Genomic DNA, 21,864 nt, shown 5'->3' with positions numbered 1-21,864 from the left:
CGCATTGCCGTTTGCACAGCTGACGCGACCTGACCGGCGCCTCGACTGGCGAAAGGCGGGCCTGGCGACGGCGTCGGTGGCGATCAACACCGCGCTGATCGCCTTCCTGTCGTTCATGGCCCTGGGCATAGATGGCGACGTCGTCGCGCCCGAACAGCCGCCGATCTACGTCGATATTACGCCCCGCCCCCTTCTGCGCGACGATCGGCCTAGAACGCCGGTCCAGGCGCCCGCAGTCGACGATACGGCGCGGTCAGCGCAGAATGCGCGCCCGACGGTTCAGACGCCCTCCCCGCGCCAGGCAACGCCGCCGGACAGTCGCCCTGCCCCGATCCGTCTCCGCATCGCCGCGCCCACGCCCCAAGGTGCGCCCGCGCCGCCGGGCGCCTGGACGGTAAATCCGAACGATCGCGCCGGCGCCATGTCCCGTGTCCTGCGTCAGGGCTTGATCGGCTGCACCACGCCGCAACAGCTCAACGCCGCCGAGCGCGCAAACTGCCTCCAAGACGCCGAGCGGCGCGGCCGCAACGCCGCCCCGATCACCGGCACGGGCAACCCCGAACGCGACGCCGCCTTTGCTCGCGAGGGCGCGCGGCGTCTGGCTGAATGGGAGGCGCGCCGTCGTCCTCTGTCCGGCGGCGTCGGCGTGGTGGGTCCGGCGGACTGCGTCGGCTCGAACTTCGGCACAGGCTGCGCCGGCGCGCAGTTGAATCCCTCGCTGGCGCCCGACTCGACCCGCAACGTCCAGACCCGACGCGACGGCCACCGGGCCGGCGGCGCACCGATCACGCCGGGTGCTTCAGCCCCGATAGAGCGGTGGAAAGATTGAGGTCAGTGATCCTGGCAATAGGCGTCATGCATGGCCGCGCCGAGATGGAGCATCATCGTCTTGGCTTCGACGACGACAAAGAGCGACAAGATCACGGCCGTTAGGCCCCACAGCACCTTGTCAGCTTTCGTCATGGCGGCCCTCTACACAACCTTGGCTCAGTTCACCGCAACCCGGGCACGCGTCAAGGCATAGAAAAAGGGCGGCGCCGTCGCCGGCGCCGCCCCTTCATGTCTTCGCTTTTGAAACGAAAGATCAGCTCTCGCTGCTCTCCAGCTCCAGTTGCAGATCGGCCGGCAGCGGCTCGATCGCCTCTTCCAGAGCCGAGGTCAGTTCTGCATCCCGCTCGTTGGCGATCTTCTGCAGGCTGCGCAGGTAGGCGCCGGTGCCGGCCGGGATCAGGCGGCCGACGATGACGTTTTCCTTCAGGCCTTCCAGCATGTCCTTCTTGCCGTGGACCGAGGCGTCGGTGAGGACGCGAGTGGTCTCTTGGAAGGACGCCGCCGAGATGAAGCTGCGGGTTTGCAGCGACGCCTTGGTGATGCCCAGCAGGACGGGCTGGGTGGTGGCCAGACGGCCGCCACGCTTCTCGACCTTGGCGTTTTCCAGAACGGCTTCGGCGACTTCGACGGTGTCGCCGCGGATCAAGGTGGTTTCACCCGAATCCAGCACTTCCACCTTCTGCAGCATCTGACGCACGATGACTTCGATGTGCTTGTCGTTGATCGGCACGCCCTGCAGTCGATAGACCTCCTGCACTTCGTTCACCAGATACTCGGCCAGCGCTTCGACGCCCTGAATGCGCAGCAGATCGTGCGGATCCGGGTTGCCGTCGATGATGTAGTCGCCCTTCTGGATCAGATCGCCGTCGTGGACGGAGATGTGCTTGCCCTTCGGGATCAGGAACTCGACCGGTTCGCCCTGCACGCCGTCGGCGTTGACTTCCGGCGTGATCTTGATGCGGCGCTTGTTCTTGTAGTCGCGGCCGAATTCGACGCGACCATCCATCTCGGCGATGACCGCGCAGTCCTTCGGACGGCGAGCTTCGAACAGTTCGGCGACGCGCGGCAGACCGCCGGTGATGTCGCGGGTCTTGGCGCCTTCGGTCGGAACGCGAGCGATGATCTCGCCCGGCTTGACCTCATCGCCGTTCGACACGGACAGAACCGCGCCCACGGGCAGCAGATAGCGGGCGTCCGAACCGGAAGACAGCTTGGCGTAGGCGTCGCCCAGGGTGACGCCCATGGCCGGACGCAGGTCCGAGCCGCGCGGGCTGGCGCGCCAGTCGCTGACGACGCGCTGGGCGATGCCCGTCGCTTCGTCGGTTTCTTCCTTGACCGACAGGCCTTCGACTAGGTCCTCGAAGCGCACGACGCCGCCGACTTCCGTCAGGATCGGGGTGGTGTAGGGGTCCCACTCCGCCAGGCGCTGGTTCTTCTTGACCTCGTCGCCGTCCTTGACGCGGATGCGGGCGCCATAAGGAGCCTTGTGCGTCTCGCGGTCCTTGCCGTCCACCACCACGGTCACGATGACGTTGCGGCTCATGGCCACCAGATCGCCGTGGGCCGCGACGACGGTCGGGCCGGTCACCTTGGCCGTACCGGCGTTGGTCGCCTCCATGAAGGAGGTTTCCGCCACCTGAGCCGTGCCGCCGATGTGGAAGGTCCGCATCGTCAGCTGGGTGCCCGGCTCGCCGATCGACTGGGCGGCGATGACGCCGACCGCTTCGCCGATGTTGACGTTGGTGCCGCGCGCCAGGTCACGGCCGTAGCAGTGGGCGCAGATCCCGGCTTCGGCCTCGCAGGTCAGGGCCGAACGGACCTTGACCGACTGGACGCCCGCAGCCTCGACGGCCTCGGCGACTTCTTCCACCAGATAGGTGTCGGCGGGGAACAGGACGGTATCCGTGCCCGGCTCCTTGATGTCCTCGGCCGCATAGCGACCCAGGATGCGCTGACCCAGCGAGACCAGCACGTCGCCGCCTTCCATCACCGCACGCAGGGTGATGCCGCGCGTCGAGCCGCAATCCTGCTCGGTGACGATGGAGTCCTGCGCCACGTCCACCAGACGGCGGGTCAGGTAACCCGAGTTGGCGGTCTTCAGCGCAGTGTCGGCCAGACCCTTACGGGCGCCGTGGGTGGAGTTGAAGTATTCAAGGACGGTCAGGCCTTCCTTGAAGTTCGAGGTGATCGGCGTCTCGATGATCTCGCCGGACGGCTTGGCCATCAGGCCGCGCATGCCGCCCAGTTGCTTCATCTGGGCCTGCGAACCACGGGCGCCGGAGTTGGCCATCATGAAGACCGAGTTGATGTCGGGGTTTTCACCCTCGATCAGCACGCGCGGTTGCGCGATCTCGCCCATCATGGCGTCGGCGATCCGGTCCGTGGCCTTGGACCAGGCGTCCACCACCTTGTTGTACTTCTCGCCGCGCGTGATCAGGCCGTCGGCGTACTGTTGCTCGTACTCCTCGACCTGAGTGCGGGTCTCGGCGACCAGCTCGACCTTCTTGGCCGGGATCACGATGTCGTCCTTGCCGAACGAAATGCCGGCCTTGGCGGCTTCGCGGAAGCCCAGGCCCATCATCTGGTCAGCGAAGATGACCGTCGCCTTCTGACCGCAGTGGCGATAGACCACGTCGATCAGATTGCCGATTTCCTTCTTGGTCAGGTTCTTCTCGAGCAGGCGATAGCCGACGTTCGGATTACGCGGCAGCAGAGCCGCCAGCTTCATCCGGCCCGGCGTGGTGTCGATGACCTTGGTCACCTCATTGCCTTCGGCGTCCTGTTCCGTCCAGCGCGCCTTGATGCGCGTGTGCAGGGTGACGACCTTGGCGTCCAGCGCCGCATCGATCTCGCCGATGTTGGCGAACAGCTTGCCTTCACCCGGCTCGCCGTCCTTGACCAGCGACAGATAGTACAGCCCCAAGACGATGTCCTGCGACGGCACGATGATAGGCTTGCCGTTGGCGGGCGACAGGATGTTGTTGGTCGACATCATCAGGACGCGCGCTTCCAGCTGGGCCTCGAGGCTCAGCGGGACGTGAACGGCCATCTGGTCGCCGTCGAAGTCGGCGTTGAAGGCGGTGCAGACCAGCGGGTGCAGGCGGATGGCCTTGCCCTCGATCAGCTTGGGCTCGAACGCCTGGATGCCCAGACGGTGAAGCGTCGGCGCGCGGTTCAGTAGAACCGGGTGCTCGCGGATGACCTCGTCCAGGATGTCCCAAACGGCGGGCTGCTCACGCTCGACCATGCGCTTGGATTGCTTGACGGTGCCCGACAGGCCCTTGGCGTCCAGGCGCGCATAGATGAACGGCTTGAACAGCTCCAGCGCCATCTTCTTGGGCAGGCCGCACTCGTGCAGCTTCAGTTCCGGACCCACGGTGATGACCGAACGACCCGAATAGTCGACGCGCTTGCCCAGCAGGTTCTGACGGAAGCGACCTTGCTTGCCCTTCAGCATGTCGGCCAGCGACTTCAGCGGACGCTTGTTGGCGCCCGTGATCACGCGACCGCGTCGGCCGTTGTCGAACAGGGCGTCGACGGACTCCTGCAGCATCCGCTTTTCGTTACGGATGATGATGTCCGGCGCGCGCAGTTCCATCAGGCGCTTCAGGCGGTTGTTGCGGTTGATGACGCGGCGATACAGGTCGTTCAGGTCGGAGGTCGCGAAACGACCGCCGTCCAGCGGCACCAGCGGACGCAGTTCCGGCGGAATGACCGGCACGATCGTCAGAATCATCCACTCGGGCTTGTTGCCCGATTCCAGGAAGGCCTCGATCAGCTTCAGGCGCTTGGACGCCTTCTTGGCCTTCATTTCCGAGGGATTGTCGGCCAGCTCGGCGCGGTGCTTTTCAGCTTCCGCGTTCAGGTCGATGCCCATCAGCAGGTTGCGGACGGCCTCGGCGCCGATCTCGGCGGTGAAGCCGTCATCGCCGAACTCTTCCTGGTAGCGATAGAACTCGTCTTCCGTCAGCAGTTGGTTCTGCTTCAGCGGGGTCAGGCCCGGCTCGGTGACGATGTAGTTTTCGAAGTACAGGACGCGCTCGACGTCCTTCAGCGCCATGTCCAGCATCAGCGAGATGCGGCTGGGCAGCGACTTCAGGAACCAGATGTGGGCGACCGGCGCAGCCAGGTCGATGTGACCCATGCGCTCGCGGCGAACGCGGGCCAGGGTGACTTCGACGCCGCACTTCTCGCAGATGATGCCCTTGTACTTCATGCGCTTGTACTTGCCGCACAGGCATTCGTAGTCCTTGGTCGGGCCAAAGATACGCGCGCAGAACAGGCCGTCACGCTCGGGCTTGAACGTACGGTAGTTGATGGTTTCCGGCTTCTTGATCTCGCCGAACGACCACGAACGGATCTTCTCGGGCGAGGCCAGGGCGATCTTGATCTGGTCGAAGGTCGGGGTGACCGGGACCGGGTTGAAGATGTTCAGGACTTCCTGGTTCATCTTGATTCCTTCTGCGGGGCTGACCCGCGAAAATTATTCAGAACGGAGAAAAGCGGAGGGATCGCCCTCCCCCGCCGTGGCGAGAGAGGGCTCGTGATCCGGATCAGCTGTTCCCCAGCTCCACGTTCAGACCCAGCGAACGCATTTCCTTGATGAGCACGTTGAAGCTCTCGGGAATGCCGGCCTCGAAGCTGTCGTCGCCACGGACGATGGCCTCGTAGACCTTGGTCCGGCCGGCCACGTCGTCGGACTTCACCGTCAGCATCTCCTGCAGGGTGTAGGCGGCGCCGTAAGCTTCCAGAGCCCAGACCTCCATTTCCCCGAAGCGCTGGCCGCCGAACTGCGCCTTGCCGCCCAACGGCTGCTGGGTGACCAGCGAGTACGGGCCGATGGAGCGGGCGTGGATCTTGTCGTCGACCAGGTGGTGCAGCTTCAGCATGTAGATGTAGCCGACCGTGACCGGACGCTTGAACTGCTCGCCGGTCTGACCGTCGTACAGGATCGACTGGGCCGACTTGTTCAGCCCCGCCTCTTCCAGCAGACGCTCGATGTCGCCGATGTGCGCACCGTCGAAGACCGGGGTCGCGAAGGGCACGCCCTTGGACAGGTTCTTCGCCAGTTCGATCAGTTCTTCCTCATCCTGCGGCAGAGGGGTTTCCTCGCCGTATATATGCGTCAGACGATCGATCAGCGCCTGCTTCTGACCACCCGCTTGCCAGGCTTCCAGCAGACCGGAGATTTGCTTGCCCAGACCGGCGGCGGCCCAACCCAAGTGGGTTTCGAAGATCTGACCGATGTTCATGCGCGAAGGCACGCCCAGCGGGTTCAGAACGACGTCGACGTGCGTGCCGTCTTCCAGGTGCGGCATGTCCTCGATCGGCAGGATCTTGGAGATGACGCCCTTGTTGCCGTGACGGCCGGCCATCTTGTCGCCGGGCTGAAGCTTGCGCTTCACGGCCACGAAGACCTTGACCATCTTCATCACGCCGGGGGGCAGTTCGTCGCCGCGCTGTAGCTTCTCGACCTTGTCTTCGAAACGACGGTCCAGTTGTTTGCGAGCGTCCTCGAACTGGCGCTTCATCGCTTCCAGCTCGCCCATGGCCTTTTCGTCATCCAGGGCGATCTGCCACCACAGACCACGGCTGACCTCGGCCAGCTTCTCTTCGGTCAGTTCGCCACGGCCGATGCCCTTGGGCCCCGACACGGCGTTCTTGCCCACGATCAGCGGCTTCAGGCGGCCATAGACGTTGCGCTCGAGGATCTTGAGCTCGTCGTCGCGGTCCTTGCCCAGACGTTCGATCTCGGCGCGTTCGATCGCCATGGCGCGCTCGTCCTTGTCGACGCCGTGACGGTTGAAGACGCGAACGTCGACGATCGTGCCGGCGACGCCGGGCGGCAGGCGCAGGGAGGTGTCGCGCACGTCCGAAGCCTTCTCGCCGAAGATGGCGCGCAGCAGCTTCTCTTCCGGCGTCATCGGGCTTTCACCCTTCGGCGTCACCTTGCCGACCAGGATGTCGCCCGGCTGGACCTCGGCGCCGATGGCCACGATGCCCGCTTCGTCGAGGTTGCGCAGGGCTTCCTCGCCGACGTTGGGAATGTCGCGCGTGATTTCCTCAGGGCCAAGCTTCGTATCGCGGGCGGCGACTTCGAACTCTTCCAGGTGGATCGAGGTGAAGACGTCGTCGCGCACGATGCGCTCGGAGATCAGGATGGAGTCTTCGAAGTTGTAGCCGTTCCAGGGCATGAAGGCGACCAGGGCGTTGCGGCCCAGAGCCAGTTCGCCCAGGTCCGTCGACGGGCCGTCGGCGATGACGTCGCCGCCCTTCACCTGATCGCCCACGCGCACGATCGGACGCTGGTTGATGCAGGTCGACTGGTTCGAACGCTGGAACTTCGACAGGCGGTAGATGTCGACGCCCGAGCGGGCGGCGTCCACGTCGCCGGTGGCGCGCACGACGATCCGGGTGCCGTCGATCTGTTCGACGACGCCGTCACGACGGGCGACCACGACGGCGCCGGAGTCCACGGCCACGACCGCTTCCATGCCCGTGCCGACCAGCGGCGCGTCCGACTGCACCAGAGGCACGGCCTGACGCTGCATGTTGGCGCCCATCAGCGCGCGGTTGGCGTCGTCGTTTTCCAGGAACGGGATCAGGGCCGCAGCGACCGAAACGACCTGTTTCGGCGACACGTCCATCATGTCCACGGCATCCTTGTTCAGGAGCTGGGATTCACCGTTGATCCGGCCGGGGACCAGGTCCTCGACGATCTGGCCGTTCTTCAGTTCGATGTTGGCTTGGGCGATCGTGTACTTCGACTCTTCCATGGCCGAGATGTAGACCACCTCGCCCTGGGCCTGGCCGTCCTTCACGCGACGGTACGGGCTCTCGATGAAGCCGTACTTGTTGACGCGCGCGTGGGTGGCCAGCGAGTTGATCAGGCCGATGTTCGGGCCTTCCGGCGTTTCGATCGGGCAGATGCGGCCGTAGTGGGTCGGGTGCACGTCGCGGACTTCGAAGCCCGCGCGCTCACGCGTCAGACCGCCCGGGCCAAGCGCCGACAGACGACGCTTGTGGGTGATTTCCGACAGCGGGTTCGTCTGGTCCATGAACTGCGACAGCTGCGACGAACCGAAGAACTCGCGAACCGCGGCGGCGGCCGGCTTGGCGTTGATCAGGTCGTGCGGCATGACCGTGTCGATATCGACCGAGGACATGCGCTCCTTGATGGCGCGCTCCATCCGCAGCAGACCGACGCGGTACTGGTTTTCCAGCAGCTCGCCGACCGAACGGACCCGGCGGTTGCCCAGGTTGTCGATGTCGTCGATCTCGCCGCGGCCGTCCTTCAGGCCGACCAGGATCTGCAGCACCTTCAGCACGTCTTCCTTGCGCAGGACGCGGATCTCGTCGGAGACCTCGGGGCTTTCCAGACGCATGTTCATCTTGACCCGGCCGACGGCCGACAGGTCGTAGCGTTCGCTGTCGAAGAACAGCGAGTTGAACATGGCCTCGGCGGCTTCCGGGGTGGGCGGCTCGCCCGGACGCATCACGCGATAGACGTCGAACAGGGCGTCCTCGCGGTTGTCGTTCTTGTCGACGCGCAGGGTGTTGCGCATGTAGGCGCCGACCGTGACGTGGTCGATGTCCAGCACTTCGATGGTGGTGAAGCCGTTTTGCTCCAGCACTTCGATGGTCGGGGCGTCCAGTTCGTCGCCGGCCTCGGCGAAGATTTCGCCGGTCTCGAAGTTGACGGCGTCATTGGCCAGATACTTGGTGACCAGAGCGTCGGCGGCCAGCGACAGCGAGGTCGTCGTCTCGCCCAGCTTCTTGGCGGCGCGGGCGCTGATCTTCTGACCGGCCTGTGCGACCACTTCGCCGGTGTCGGCGTCAATCAGGTCGAACTCCGGCTTAACCCCGCGCCAGCGCTCGGCCTTGTAAGGAGTGACCCAGCCTTCGCCGCGCTTCTCGTAAGGCACGGTCTCATAGAAGGTCTTCAGGATTTCTTCGCCGTCCATGCCCAGACCCATCAGGAAGGTCGTGGCGGGCAGCTTGCGGCGGCGGTCGATGCGGACATAGACCACGTCCTTGGCGTCGAACTCGAAGTCGAGCCACGAGCCGCGGTACGGGATCACGCGGGCGGCGAACAGCAGCTTGCCCGAGGAGTGCGTCTTGCCCTTGTCGTGGTCGAAGAAGACGCCCGGCGAACGGTGCATCTGCGAGACGATCACGCGCTCGGTGCCGTTGACGATGAAGGTGCCCTTATCCGTCATGAGCGGAATGTCGCCCATGTAGACGTCCTGCTCCTTGATGTCCTTGACCGAACGGGCTCCCGTTTCCTCGTCGGTTTCGAACACGATCAGGCGCAGCTTGACCTTCAGCGGCGCGGCATAGGTCATGTCGCGCTGAATGCACTCCTCGACGTCGTACTTCGGCTCTTCGAACTCGTACGAGACGTATTCCAGGATGGCGCGTTCGTTGAAGTCCTTGATCGGGAACACCGACTTGAAGACCGCCTCGATGCCCTGCTCCTTGCGGACGCCCGGACGGACCTCGCGCTGCAGGAACTGTTCGTAGGAAGCGCGCTGAACCTCGATCAGGTTCGGCATCGCGATCGCTTCAGGGATACGCCCGAAGGATTTGCGGATGCGCTTCTTGCCGGTGAACGAGGTGGCGGAAGCGATCTGACCGTTGATGGCGAGATCGTGGGCGACGTCAGTCATTCAGTGTTTCCCATGGCGCACGCCCCGGGGAAGGCGTGCGTGAAATGCAGCAGCCACGGCGCGCGTCTCCGCGTCCGCAGCCAGGGTTTCGGCATCCACCCTCGGCCCGCTGCCGGGCCAGGACGCCTGAAATGGACCGGCTCCCTGGGAAGGAGCCGCGCCTTCGCTCGGTCGGAGGGCGACGGACCGGGCCTCGGCGCTTGCGCGCAGACTCATATGGAGTGTTGCGGAGCGCGCACATATACGCGCATTCGCGACGAAATAAAGGCCCCAGGGAACCTTTTCGACAGAGCCGACCAATCTCATTGCGAGCGACGATGGGCTGATCTAGCGTCGCCTTATGACACGGATCGCCCTGCCCCTTCTCGCCGCTCTCGCCCTCTCCTCCTGCGCCACCCATCGCGAGCCGGTGACCTATGCCGAGACGGCTTCGGCCGCCGCGCGCGCCGCCGATCAGGTTAATGGCCAGGGCGCCCTGACGCCGCAGCAGGCCTGGGACGCCGGCAATACCGCCTACCTCGCCTGGAACGGCGCCCGGCACGGCTGGACCACCACCGAAAGCGGTCTGCAGTACCGCCGCGTCGGCAGGGCCCACCCCGAGGGCGCTCAGCCCGAGGCGACCGACACGGTCAAGGTCCACTATCGCGGCACCTTCATTGACGGGCGCGAGTTCGACAGTTCCTACGCCCGCAATGAACCGGCCGAGTTCCCGCTGAATCGCGTCATCAAGGGCTGGACCGAGGGCGTGGCCCTGATGCGCGTCGGGGAAATCTACGAGTTCGTCATCCCCGCCTCGCTGGGCTACGGCTCGCGCTGGGTCGGCGGCGACGAACTGCCCCCCAACTCCACCCTGCGCTTCTCGGTCGAACTGCTGGACGTCAAGCCGGGTTGAAGACTGAAACAGGACGGCTGGTAACCGCGCTCCATCCTATTTCGACACCCTGCCCCTAGCCTATTCAACCGCTTAGGCGCTCCAAACGTCATTGTTCCGGCCATAGCCGACGCCGCCTGCATCATGGGCGGCATGACCGATGACATCTCCGATCCCAATCCGAATTCGCCCGACTGGACACGGCGATCCGCCGCAACCTGGGCCGCCGCCCGTAAAGACTATCTCGCCGGAGGTTTCGCGCAGGACGTCTGCGCGCGGCACGGCCTCAGCCTGTCGACCTTCCGTTGGCGCGCCCGTACGGAAGGATGGCGCCGATCGGACCAGCCGCACGGCGCGGTTTTCGAACCGCTGGACGCCTATGAGCTGGACGCCATCGACCAGCGCCTGCCCTGCAACGCCGCCGACATGGCGCGTCTGGCCTGGGCCAATGCTTCACGGGCGATGATCGACGGCAAGCTGATCGAGGCGCGGGGCTGGTCCCGGCTGCACAAGGATCTGGAGGCCATCGCCAAGATCGACGACCATGCTGTGCGCTACTACCGGGGCATGGCCAAGGACCCGAAACGACAGCACAACCTGCCCACCACGCCGCCCCTGCGTCCGATGGAGGAGGACTGATCCGAATTGCACGCCCTTGCATTTTGCACGCGTTTTCGGGGTGCAGTGCAATTTCGGAAACAGCGCTGACGCTTGACGCCTCGCCCCCTGCGTCGGACTGTCGCGGCTCCCCAGTCGCCTGAAGAGTCCTCAATGATCCGTTCTTGCCTGCGCGCCGCTCCACTCGGCCTCGCCCTCCTCCTGGCCTCGACTGCCCCGGCCGCCCTGGCGCAGCAGGCCTCGACCACGCCGCCCGCCCTGCCCACGCCCCTGCCTGCGATTCCTGAAGCGCGGGACGTCGCCTACACCGGCGTCATCACCCTAGATGTCGACGCTACTAACCTGGCCCAGCACATCTTTGCGGTGAAGGAAACGATCCCGGTCGCCCAGGCGGGACCGATGACCCTGTTCTTCCCCGAATGGCTGCCGGGCAATCATGGCCCCGTCGGCCCCATCGCGCAGTTGGCGGGCATCGAGATCACGGCGAACGGCCAGCGGGTGCAGTGGGTCCGCGACACCCTGCATCCCTTCGCCTACCACGTGGTCGTCCCGGCCGGTGCGACCGCGCTGAACATCACCCTGCAGCACCTGTCGCCGACGACCGGCAATCAGGGTCGCATCACCATGACGCCCGAGATGCTGAACATCCAGTGGGAGAAGATGCTGCTCTATCCCGCCGGCCACTGGTCGCGGAACATCACGGTCCAGCCCACGGTCAAATTCCCCGCCGGCTGGCAGTTCGGCACGGCGCTGGAGCCCGAAACCAAGGCTGGCGACATCCAGACGTTCAAGCCCGTCAATCTGGAGGTGCTGATCGACAGCCCGGTCTTCGCCGGCGTTCACTATCGCCAGATCGACCTCGATCCCGGCGGTCGCTCGCCCGTTCGCGCCAACATCGTTGCGGACAAGGCCGACAGCCTGAACGCCACCGACGAGCAAATCCAGATCCTGCGCAATCTGGTCGATCAGATGGACCGGCTGTATGGCGCGCGCCATTTCGACCACTACGACTTCCTGATCGCCATGACGGACAAGCTGGGCGGCATCGGGCTGGAGCATCACCGCAGTTCGGAAAACTCGGTCGATCCCGCCTTCTTCACCGGCTGGGACACCCATCTGTCCGACCGCGACCTGCTCAGCCACGAGATGAACCACTCCTGGGACGGCAAATGGCGCCGCCCCGCCGACCAGTATGTGCCAAACTTCAACAGCCCCCTGCAGAACAGCCTGCTGTGGGTCTACGAGGGCCAGACCCAGTACTATGGCCAGGTGATCGCCGCCCGCTCGGGCCTGCTAAGCAAGCAACAGGCGATGGACGCCCTGGCCATGACCGCCGCGACGTTCGACACGCGCGTCGGCCGCGAATGGCGCGCGATGCAGGACACGACCAACGACCCCATCATCAGCCAGCGCCAGCCCAAGGGCTGGCTGTCGTGGCAGCGCGACGAGGACTACTATTCGGAGGGCCAGCTGATCTGGCTGGACGTCGACACCACGATCCGCGAGAAGACCGGCGGCCGGAAGTCGCTCGACGACTTCGCCCGCGCCTTCTACGGCGTCCAGGACGGCAGCTATACGCCCGCTCCCTATACGTTCGAGGATGTGGTCGCGGCCCTGAACGGCGTCGTCGCCAATGACTGGGCGACCTTCCTGCGCACCCGACTGGACGCCGATGGCCCCGAGGCCCGCGCCCCGCTGGACGGTCTGGCGCGCGGCGGCTGGCGGCTGGCCTATTCGGACAAGCCCACCGATTACATGAAGACCCTGTACGCCGAGCTGAAACGCAACGATTTCACCTATTCGCTGGGCTTCCAGACCGGCGAAGGCAACAAGATCCGCAGCGTCCAGTGGAACGGCCTGGCCTTCAAGTCGGGCCTGGCCGCCGGGATGGAGATCGTCGCCGTCAACGGGCAGGCCGCCAGCGCCGAACGCCTGACCGAGGCCGTCACCGCGGCCAAGGATCCGTCGACGCCCATCACCCTGATCGTCAAGGACGACGAGCAATACCGCACCGTCGTCTTCGACTACCACGACGGCCTGCGCTACCCCCGCCTGGAACGCATCCCCGGCACGCCCGACCGCCTGGGCGACATCCTGACCCCACGCAGGCGCTGAAACGCCAACCACATACGTCTCCTCTCCACCTGTGGGGAGGAGACACAACGCCACGCTTGACGCATCGCCCCTCGCCCCCGACGGTGCGGCTCCTTCGCCGAACCGGATGACCGAATGCCGCGTACCCGCCTGACCGCCGCCTGCCTCGCCGTTTTGATGATGGCCGCCGCTTCGCCAGTTCTGGCCCAGAGTTTCCAGTCCACTCCGGTCGTCATCGATGCGACCCAGGCGCCGCTGGCCCTGCCCCGCGCCCAGCCGGCCATCCCGGTACCGCAGGACAAGCCGTATCCGGGCGTGATCCAGTACCGCGCCGACATCACCGACCTGGACCGTCGCATCATCCGCGTCAGCCAGACCATCCCGGTCGCCGGTTCTGGCCCGCTGACCCTGCTTTATCCCAAGTTCCTGCCCGGCAACCACGCCGCCACCGGCCCGATCCAGCTGTTGGCCGGCCTGACCGTCACCGCCGACGGCCGGCGCATCGAGTGGCTGCGCGACACGCTGGACCCTTACGCCTTCCACCTCGACATTCCGGCGGGCGTGACCAGCATCGAGGTGCATTTCCAGCAACTGACCCAACCCGACGCCTCCAACTGGCGCGTGCTGATGACCCCAGCCATGGTCAATCTGCAGTGGGAAAAGGCCATCCTCTATCCGGCCGGCTATTTCAGCCGCCAAATCCAGGTCGCCCCCTCGGTGGTCCTGCCCGCCGGCTGGAAATACGGCACCGCCCTGACCACGGCGTCTCAGGACGGCGACGTGGCGACCTTCGCCCCGACCGACCTCTACACCCTGATCGACAGCCCCATCTTCGCCGGCGCCCATTATCGCCGCGTGGACATCGACCCCAGCGGTGAGCGCGTCCACCTGAACATCCTGGCCGACGAGGCCAAGGGGCTGGCCGCCACCGACGACCAACTGAAACTGTTCGAGAATATGGTCCAGCAGGCCGACCGCCTGTTCGGCGCCCGCCACTTCGACAACTACGAATTTCTGTTCGCCCTGACCGATCAGATGGGCGGCATCGGGCTGGAGCATCATCGCTCGTCCGAGAACACCGGCGTACCCGACTTCTTCACCAACTGGGCCAAGAGCGCCGGCGACCGGGGCCTGCTGCCGCACGAATACACCCACTCCTGGAACGGCAAGTTCATGCGTCCGGCGGACGAGCTGACCGCCAACCACAACGTCCCGACCCAGAACACCCTGCTGTGGGTCTATGAGGGTCAGACCGAATACTGGGGCGATGTGCTGGCCGCCCGGTCGGGCCTGCATTCGAAAGACGTGGCCCTGGCCACCCTGGCCAGCGTCGCCGCCTTCTATGACAACCAGCCGGGTCGCCAGTGGCGCGCCTTGCAGGACACCAACAATCACAATCTGCTGGGCTATCGCGTGCCGGGCCAGTTCACCTCATGGATGCGCGGCACGGGCGACTATTACCGCGAAAGCCTGCTGGTCTGGCTGGACGCCGACACCCTGATCCGCGAGGGCACCAATGGCCGCAAGTCGCTGGACGATTTCGCCAGGGGCTTCTTCGGTCACGACGACGGCGAATGGGCGCCTCAGGGTTACACCTTCGAAGACGTCGTCGCGGCCCTGAACGCCGTCTATCCTCACGACTGGGCCGCCTTCCTTCGCACCCGTCTAGACGCCGTCGGTCCTGACGCCCGCGCGCCGCTGGCCGGGATCGAGCGTGGCGGCTGGCGACTGACCTACACAGACACACCCTCGGCGGCGGAGAAGTCGGTCCAGAGTGGCTGGGCCAACGACTTCCAGTATTCACTGGGCTTCACCCTGTCGGGCGACAAGCTGACCAACATCCGCTGGGGCGGCCTCGCCTTCGAGCAAGGCCTCGGCGCCGGCTGGAGCCTGGTCGCCGTCAACGGCAAGACCGGCTCGGCCGAGGTCCTGCGCGACGCCGTCACGGCGGCGAAAGGGACCGACGCCCCGATCGAACTGTTGCTGAAATCCGGCGATCGCTTCCGCACGGTGGCCTTCGATTACCACGACGGCCTGCGCTACCCGCGGCTGGAACGGATCGAGGGCGCGCCGGATCGCCTGTCCGACATCCTCGCGCCTCGCCGGCGCTAAAAGTGTCTCCTCCCCGCCTTGCGGGGAGGAGACACGCCCCTTACTTCAACAGCTTCAGCAACGCCTCGGCCGCCGCGTGCGACGAGCCGGGGTTCTGCCCGGTCACCAGCTTGCCGTCGGTCAGAACATAGGAGCCCCAGTCCGGCCCCTTGGAGTAGTCGCCGCCGTTGGCGGTCAGCACGTTCTCGACCAGGAACGGCACCACATCGGTCAGGCCCACGGCCTCCTCTTCGGAGTTGGTGAAGCCGGTCACCTTGCGGCCGTTGACCAGCGGCTTGCCATCCGGCCCGTTCACCGACTTCAGCACGCCGGGCGCATGGCAGACGAAGCCGGTCGGCTTGTCCGCCTTGGCGAAGGCCTCGATCAGGGCGATGGAGTCGGCGTCGTTCGCCAGATCCCACAGCGGTCCGTGGCCGCCGGGATAGAAGACGGCGTCGAAATCCTCGGCCTTCACCGACGACAGGACGACGGTCGAGGCCAGGGCGGCCTGGGCTTCAGCGTCGGCCTTGAACCGGCGCGTGTCGTCCGTCTGGGCGTCGGGGTCGTCGCTCTTGGGGTCCAACGGCGGCTGACCGCCCTTGGGCGAGGCCAGCACGATCTCCGCACCCGCATCCTTCAGCGCGTAATAGGGCGCCGCCAGTTCTTCCAGCCAGAAGCCGGTCTTCTTGCCCGTGTCGCCGAGTTGGTCGTGCGACGTCAGCACCAGCAGAATTTTCATAGGGGATGGCTCCGTCTTGGGGTGTCCACAGATGGGAAGCCGCACGGCGCCGCTCAAGACTGGCCTCGATGCCGAAAACACCCCACCCTGTCGGCCTCGATCAGCGGAGACGACGTCGCATGAAGCCTTGGTTCGGTCTGTTCGCCGCCCTGATGGGCCTGATGATCTTCAGCCCGTCGGCGCACGCGGCCGGCCCCTGCAACATCGGACAGGCGGGCGCGACCCAGGCCGTCGCCATCGGCCGCAGTGGACGCACGATGCGGATCCACTTGCCTGCTGGTTTCGACCCTGCAAAGCCGGCGCCTCTGGTCTTCCTGCTGCACGGCAGCGGCGGCACCGGAGACAAGATGCTGGCGTCTTCCGGCCTGGCTGAGGCAGCGGATCGGCACGGCTTCATCGTCGCCGCGCCCGACGCCGGCATTCCGATCGATCAAGGTTTCGTCTGGAACATCCCCGGCGTGCCGACCGTCACCGGCGCAGTCCCCGGTCCCGGCGATGCCGACGACGTCGCCTATCTGACGGGAGCCATCGATTATCTGGCCGACCAGGGCTGCGTCGATGACAGCCGCGTCTATGCGACGGGCCTGTCGGGCGGCGGGCGGATGGCGTCGTGGCTGGGTTGCGTCGCCGCCGACCGTTTCGCCGCCATCGCCCCGGTCGTCGGCTTGCGCGCCGGCAATCCCCGAAAAGACCGCCCGCAGCAGCCGGATCCCGCCACCTGCCGTCCTTCGCGCCCCATGCCGGTCATCGCCATCGCCGGCGACGCCGACACGACCAATCCGATCCAGGGCGGCGGCGCAGGCTATTGGAGCTACACCATGCACGCCGCCGAACAGCGCTGGGCCCAGCTGAACGGCTGCACCCAGGTGCGCGACACCCGCTGGATCGCCGACAAGGTCTATGAAGAGGGCTACGCCGCCTGCCGCGACGGCGCCGACGTGGTGGGCCGCATCACCTCAGGCGGCGGCCACAGCTGGGTCGCCGACAACGACGCCCTGTGGGCCTTCTTCGCCATGCGCAGCCGACCGCAGCGCTGAGCGCTCCACGCATCACATCAGCGCCCGGCCTCAAGCAGCGCTCCGCGCGATAGGCCAACAAAAAAGACCCGGCGGTTTCCCGCCGGGCCTTTCCGATCTTCAGCAAATGCCGAAAGTCAGATCTTACTTGATCTGGACCTTGGCGCCGGCTTCCGTCAGCTTCTTGGCGACTTCGTCGGCTTGTTGCTTGGAGACGTTCTCGACGACGTTCTGCGGAGCGCCTTCGACCAGGTCCTTGGCTTCCTTCAGACCCAGGTCCGAACGGACGCCGCGGACTTCCTTGATCACGTTGATCTTCTTATCGCCGCCGTCGACCAGGACGACGGTGAATTCGGTTTGCTCTTCGGCAGCTTCAGCCGGAGCGCCGCCGCCGGCGGCCGGAGCAGCCATGGCGACCGGAGCAGCGGCGCTGACGCCCCACTTTTCTTCCAGCAGCTTGGAGAGTTCAGCAGCTTCGAGGACGGTCAGAGCGGACAGGTCTTCGACGATCTTGGCGAGGTCAGCCATTGTCAGTTTTCCTTCGGAGGATTGGTTTTAGAGAGTGATGCAGAGATGAAAGGCTGGGCCGCTTACGCGGCTTCCTTGGTGGCGTAGGCGTTGAACACGCGAGCCAGCTGACCGGCGGGTGCTTGCAGCACGCCGGCGATACGGGTCGCAGGCGCATTGAGCAGGCCGATGAGTTGACCGCGAACCTCGTCGAGCGTCGGGAGCTTGGACAGTGCGTCCACGCCCTTTTGGTCAACGATGGTCGAGCCCATGAAGCCGCCGACGATCTTGAAGCGATCGTTGGCCTTGGCGAACTCGGTGGCGACCTTGGCGGCCGTACCGGGGTTCTCGGAATAGGCGATGCCCACGGGACCCTTGAACAGGTTGTGGTAGTCGCTGCCTTCCTCGGCTTCGAGCGCCTTCAGCGCCAGGCGGTTCTTGACCACCTTGAACGCGCCGCCTTCTTTACGAAGACGGCCACGCAGATCTTCCATTTCCGCAACGGTCAGACCCAGGTTGTGGGTCACGACCACGCTGCCGGCGTCGGCGAAAACGCCCTTGAGCGATTCGATAGACTCGGCTTTTTGAGCGCGATCCATTGCGGTCTCCAGTCTTGGTATTCGCCGCCGAGCTTATTCCCGACGACGGATTGGCCAAAGCGCGTCGCATCGCTGCGAAACGTCGGGCCGGTCGTATTGTCCGAAGGATGCGTCTGACGGCGTCCGTCCCGGAATGCGGGCTGACAGCGCAAGGTCGCGTCCCCATCTCCCCACGGCGTCAGAGGGCTCTCTGACAGTTATGGCCTGGGTGACCCCCACGCCCCGAAGTTCTCGGACAGGACCGTCAGAAGATGAACCTCCGACGGGAAGCGGCGCTCTTACAGGCGCCGCCGCTGGAAATCAACCCGGCTTAACGCCGACTGGGCTTGGCGCCGGTCTGCTCGCCCTCGCCGCAGTCGAACCGGGCGCAATATTTGCTCTCGAACTCCTCCAGAAGGTTCGTCATCGCTGCGGTCTCGACCTCCTGTGAGGCCATGCTCAAGGATATCGTCTTGGCTGCGACAGAGCGCCCGACAGCCGTGCGATAAAATGCGATCTGAGCGACGAGTTCTTCTTCGGTGAAGACGGAACCGTAGATCGGGGCCAAGTCATCCATGAACCGCTCGATCATTCTGCTTGCCATGGACGGCATGTTGGTGCGCACCCAAATCGCTTCTTCGCCGCCCTTTTTATCCAGTTCACCCATCTGCGTGACCATGAAGCGCTCGAACTCCTTCATGAAGTTCGGGCCGACGGACAGGTCGATCAGTTCGCGCGCCAGGGCGCTGCGGCGCGCCAGGCCGGCATCCTGCGGCGCTGGCTCGACGCGCGTGACAACGACAGTTTCGGATCGAGCCGCCGTCTGCGCATACGCGCCTGTCGTCGTCAGACCCAGCGCCAGACCCAACGACGCGGCCAGCGCCAATTTGTGTGTGATGATCATGATGGCCTCCCCCGCTCTCTTATCGGAACGCTCAGGCCCGCAGGCCAGTCGAATTCGACCGACGGTTGCTTAATCTTCCAGCGGCGTGGCGTCGAAGTCGCGGATCAGCGCGGCCAGGTCGGGCTCATGAACCAGATCCGCCGCCTCGCTCAGGCTCATCCAGCGGCGCTCGCGCTGATGCGCTTCGGGCCAGGCGCCCATCTGGATCAGCACTTCGAGCGGATAGACCGACACCACGCACTGGCGCACGCCGCCGTCTTTCAGACCCTTGACGTATCGGAAGACGCCGATGGACTGGGTGTCGATGTCGCCCTTCACCCCCGCCTCCTCCATCGCCTCTTGGGCGGCGGCCTCGGGATCGCTCTTGCCGACCATCCGCCCGCCCTTGGGGATCACCCAGCGCCGCGTTTCGCGCGAGGTGATCATCAGGATGCGACGTTCGCCGTCCTCCAGCCGCCACGGCAGGGCCGCAACCTGCCGGGTCTCGGAACGGGTGGTGCGTTTGGACCGGGCCTGGGCCACGCCTCAGCCCTCGCCCATCGCGTGGGCGGTCCTGACGATTCGTGCTGGCGCTCGCCCAATCTTCACGTCTGGTTCCAGGTCTGCCGGTCGCGGCCGCCCTCGAAACGGGATCGCGACGCCTGCGTCAAGTTGTCAGACCACGGACGGTCCCATTTATTTCTCGCCGGGCGCCTTGGCCTTGGGATCGCCCAGCGCGTCCTGACGATACAGCATGGTGATCAGGGTGTGCAGCACCAGCGCCAGCGGCGTGGCGAACAGCACGCCCAGCGGCCCGAACAGGGTGCCGATGCCCACCACGGCGAAGATGCCCAGAACGACGGGCAGATTGGCCACGTTCTTCTGCACCATCGGCGTGATGAAGTTGCTCTCCAGCTGGGACACAACGACATACAGCGCCAGCGTCATCAGGGCCGTCTGCCATCCTTGCGTGGCGCCGACCAGCACAGCCGGCACGGTCGAGACGATGGGCCCCACGATCGGCACGAACTGCGCCAATCCCGTCAACAGACCCAGCCCCAGCGCCGACGGCACGCCGATGATGGCCAAACCGACCCCTGTCAGCGTCCCGACCAGAACCATCGAGAACAGCTGAGCCTTCAGCCAGCCCTTCAGCGCCTTGCCGCAGCTGTTTAGCACTTCGCGCATTCGCGGGCGGCGATCCATGGGCAGCATGGACAGAAGCCCCTCGCGCGACTTGGCAGGTTCGATCGCCAGAAAGACCCCCGCGACCACAACCAGAACCAGGGTGGTGACGCCCGATGCGAGACCCAGGGCGAACTTCTGCGCGACCTGCAACGCCTGACCGGCGCGGCCGCCTAGCCCCTGCAGCTGTTCCAACAGCTGCGCGGCATAGGGTTGGGCTTGGATCCACGACTGGACCTGCTCCCACCCTTGCGGCACCACGGCCGACAGGGCCACGACCTGTTCGGCGATCTGGGTTCCGAACAGGGTCAGCACGCCTGCCAGCACCGCGATCACGATCAGCAGCGACAGGAAGACGGCCAGCGGATCCGGCGCCTTCAGCCAGCGCACGATGGGATCGGCCAGGGCGCGCAGGATCACCGACACCACGATGGCCCCGAAGATCAGCAGCCACAGCGTCTGCAAGGTCACGATCAACTGAACCGCGAAATAGGCCGCCACCAGCACGATGGCGCCGAACGCGAGGCGCCCCTTCCACGGGTCGTGGCCGCCCAAACCAGGCTTGTCGCCCATCAGTTTTCCCAGTCCGAACATATCGCCCCCTTCAAGGTCGCGACAGGAACGCGGGCCGAGCGTGGCCGTTCGCCGCACGCGATAAAAAAGTCAGTGGGCGTCGGGGGATCGCTGGTCATAGGCCATTTGCGCGGCCGCGACTTCCGGCATCCGGGTCTCGGCCCAGTCGATGATCGATTGCATCGCCGCTATCAGTGTTCGGCCCAGCGGCGTGACCGCATAGGTCACCGATACCGGCACGGTGGCTACGACGGAGCGTGACACCAGCCCGTCGCGCTCCAGCGATTTCAGCGTCTGGCTCAGCATCTTCTGCGATACCCCATCAACCCGCTGCTTCAGGGCATTGAACCGGATCGGCCCCTCTCCAAGCACGATCAGGATCAGAGTGCTCCACTTGTCGGCGATGCGGTCCAGCAGTTGCCGCGTCGGACAGTTCGCCGCGAACACATCGCCGCGCAGCCAGGTTTCGTGAAGGTGACCAGGTGTCTGAGAGGTGCCGTCTTGCATGGGCGCATCCCATATCGCACCTGGTATCCATTGGATACCCGAAGGAGCCTTCCATGAAAGTCGCAGTTCTCGGCGCCAGCGGTCGCGCCGGCTCGGAAATCACCAAGGAACTGGCCGCGCGCGGTCACACGGTCACCGCCATCGCCCGCAAGCCGGAAGCGATCCCGAGCGCCACCGGCGTCACGCCTGTCGCCGGCGACGCCTCGGACGCCGCCGCCCTCGCCGACCTGATCCAGGGTTCGGACGCGGTCATCAGCGCCCTGCATTTCGATATTCCCGCCGCGACGATCCTTGGCGCGCTGAAGACCGCCGGCGTCCCGCGCCTGCTCGTCACCGGCGGCGCCGCCAGCCTGGAGGTCGCGCCCGGCGTCCTGCTGTTCGACACGCCGCAGTTCCCGGCGGAATGGAAGCCCATCGCCAAGGGCGGGCTGACCTTCCTAGACGACCTGCGTCAGGAAACGGACATCGACTGGACCTTCTTCTCCCCCGCCGCCCTGATCGAGGAAACGCCGCGCCTGGGCCGCTATCGCACCGGGACCGACCAACTGGTCGTGGACGCCAACGGCGACAGCAAGATCGGCTTCTCCGACTACGCCATCGCCATGGTCGATGAACTGGAGAACCCCAAGCACAGCCGCGCCCGCTTCACCGCCGCCTACTGATCCGGGCAAGAAAAAACGGCGGGGATCGCTCCCCGCCGTT

Annotated in this window: 17 protein-coding genes; 7 read left to right on the top strand and 10 right to left on the bottom strand. The window is 65.5% G+C overall.

The window, feature by feature from the left end; genetic code table 11:
* The first annotated feature begins 4 nt into the window (after nucleotides 1-4).
* A complete protein-coding gene (locus PFY01_RS07610; RefSeq protein WP_271040862.1) occupies nucleotides 5-829 on the top strand; it encodes a hypothetical protein in 825 nt (274 codons plus the stop codon).
* A 2-nt stretch (nucleotides 830-831) separates the two neighbouring features.
* Here PFY01_RS07610 and PFY01_RS07605 read toward each other — a convergent pair whose 3' ends face one another.
* The 3 genes from PFY01_RS07605 to rpoB form a co-directional block, all read right to left on the bottom strand.
* On the bottom strand, nucleotides 832-963 hold the full coding sequence (locus PFY01_RS07605) for a hypothetical protein (RefSeq protein ID WP_271040861.1): 132 nt from the start codon (nucleotides 961-963) through the stop codon (nucleotides 832-834).
* 121 nt (nucleotides 964-1,084) lie between these two features.
* Entirely contained in the window at nucleotides 1,085-5,281 is a 4,197-nt protein-coding gene (gene rpoC, locus PFY01_RS07600) for a DNA-directed RNA polymerase subunit beta' (RefSeq protein WP_271043003.1), read from the bottom strand.
* Between the two features lie 103 nt (nucleotides 5,282-5,384).
* Entirely contained in the window at nucleotides 5,385-9,500 is a 4,116-nt protein-coding gene (gene rpoB / locus PFY01_RS07595; protein WP_112861789.1) for a DNA-directed RNA polymerase subunit beta, read from the bottom strand.
* 340 nt (nucleotides 9,501-9,840) lie between these two features.
* Here rpoB and PFY01_RS07590 point away from each other — a divergent pair, with 340 nt between their 5' ends.
* The 4 genes from PFY01_RS07590 to PFY01_RS07575 all read left to right on the top strand — a co-directional run bounded on the left by PFY01_RS07590 (nucleotide 9,841) and on the right by PFY01_RS07575 (nucleotide 15,195).
* A complete protein-coding gene (locus PFY01_RS07590; protein WP_271043002.1) occupies nucleotides 9,841-10,392 on the top strand; it encodes an FKBP-type peptidyl-prolyl cis-trans isomerase in 552 nt (183 codons plus the stop codon).
* A gap of 132 nt (nucleotides 10,393-10,524) precedes the next feature.
* Nucleotides 10,525-11,010 (top strand): hypothetical protein, encoded by a 486-nt coding sequence (locus tag PFY01_RS07585; protein ID WP_271043001.1) that lies wholly within the window; start codon nucleotides 10,525-10,527, stop codon nucleotides 11,008-11,010.
* 132 nt (nucleotides 11,011-11,142) lie between these two features.
* Nucleotides 11,143-13,104, top strand: a complete 1,962-nt coding sequence (locus PFY01_RS07580; RefSeq protein ID WP_271043000.1) for a M61 family metallopeptidase — start codon at nucleotides 11,143-11,145, stop codon at nucleotides 13,102-13,104.
* 114 nt (nucleotides 13,105-13,218) lie between these two features.
* Entirely contained in the window at nucleotides 13,219-15,195 is a 1,977-nt protein-coding gene (locus PFY01_RS07575) for a M61 family metallopeptidase (protein WP_271042999.1), read from the top strand.
* Nucleotides 15,196-15,235: 40 nt separating this feature from the next.
* Here the strand turns inward: PFY01_RS07575 and PFY01_RS07570 are convergent, their stop codons facing one another.
* Nucleotides 15,236-15,913, bottom strand: coding sequence for a type 1 glutamine amidotransferase domain-containing protein (locus tag PFY01_RS07570; RefSeq protein ID WP_165116153.1), 678 nt, complete (start codon nucleotides 15,911-15,913; stop codon nucleotides 15,236-15,238).
* A 119-nt stretch (nucleotides 15,914-16,032) separates the two neighbouring features.
* Here PFY01_RS07570 and PFY01_RS07565 point away from each other — a divergent pair, with 119 nt between their 5' ends.
* On the top strand, nucleotides 16,033-16,950 hold the full coding sequence (locus tag PFY01_RS07565; protein WP_271042998.1) for an alpha/beta hydrolase family esterase: 918 nt from the start codon (nucleotides 16,033-16,035) through the stop codon (nucleotides 16,948-16,950).
* Nucleotides 16,951-17,073: 123 nt separating this feature from the next.
* On the opposite strand, the gene rplL is transcribed toward PFY01_RS07565, so the two are convergent.
* The 6 genes from rplL to PFY01_RS07535 all read right to left on the bottom strand — a co-directional run bounded on the left by rplL (nucleotide 17,074) and on the right by PFY01_RS07535 (nucleotide 21,162).
* Nucleotides 17,074-17,457, bottom strand: a complete 384-nt coding sequence (rplL, locus tag PFY01_RS07560; protein ID WP_017506702.1) for a 50S ribosomal protein L7/L12 — start codon at nucleotides 17,455-17,457, stop codon at nucleotides 17,074-17,076.
* A gap of 62 nt (nucleotides 17,458-17,519) precedes the next feature.
* Nucleotides 17,520-18,035 (bottom strand): 50S ribosomal protein L10, encoded by a 516-nt coding sequence (rplJ, locus tag PFY01_RS07555; RefSeq protein ID WP_055754822.1) that lies wholly within the window; start codon nucleotides 18,033-18,035, stop codon nucleotides 17,520-17,522.
* 310 nt (nucleotides 18,036-18,345) lie between these two features.
* The gene (locus PFY01_RS07550) at nucleotides 18,346-18,900 is read right to left on the bottom strand and encodes a DUF2059 domain-containing protein (RefSeq protein ID WP_271042997.1); all 555 of its coding nucleotides are present in this window, start codon (nucleotides 18,898-18,900) and stop codon (nucleotides 18,346-18,348) included.
* An 87-nt stretch (nucleotides 18,901-18,987) separates the two neighbouring features.
* The gene (locus tag PFY01_RS07545; protein ID WP_271042996.1) at nucleotides 18,988-19,440 is read right to left on the bottom strand and encodes an NUDIX hydrolase; all 453 of its coding nucleotides are present in this window, start codon (nucleotides 19,438-19,440) and stop codon (nucleotides 18,988-18,990) included.
* Between the two features lie 153 nt (nucleotides 19,441-19,593).
* Entirely contained in the window at nucleotides 19,594-20,655 is a 1,062-nt protein-coding gene (locus tag PFY01_RS07540; protein ID WP_271042995.1) for an AI-2E family transporter, read from the bottom strand.
* 90 nt (nucleotides 20,656-20,745) lie between these two features.
* Complete coding sequence (locus PFY01_RS07535; RefSeq protein WP_271042994.1) at nucleotides 20,746-21,162, bottom strand: winged helix-turn-helix transcriptional regulator; 417 nt, start codon at nucleotides 21,160-21,162, stop codon at nucleotides 20,746-20,748.
* 53 nt (nucleotides 21,163-21,215) lie between these two features.
* Between PFY01_RS07535 and PFY01_RS07530 the strand changes: the two genes are divergently transcribed.
* Complete coding sequence (locus PFY01_RS07530) at nucleotides 21,216-21,824, top strand: NAD(P)-dependent oxidoreductase (RefSeq protein ID WP_271042993.1); 609 nt, start codon at nucleotides 21,216-21,218, stop codon at nucleotides 21,822-21,824.
* The last annotated feature ends 40 nt before the right edge of the window (nucleotides 21,825-21,864 follow it).

This window comes from Brevundimonas vesicularis, assembly GCF_027886425.1.
GTDB classification, from domain to species: Bacteria; Pseudomonadota; Alphaproteobacteria; order Caulobacterales; family Caulobacteraceae; genus Brevundimonas; species Brevundimonas vesicularis_C.
The sequence above is the reverse complement of the archived record's forward strand: the minus strand, read 5'-3'. Positions and strand labels throughout refer to the sequence as shown.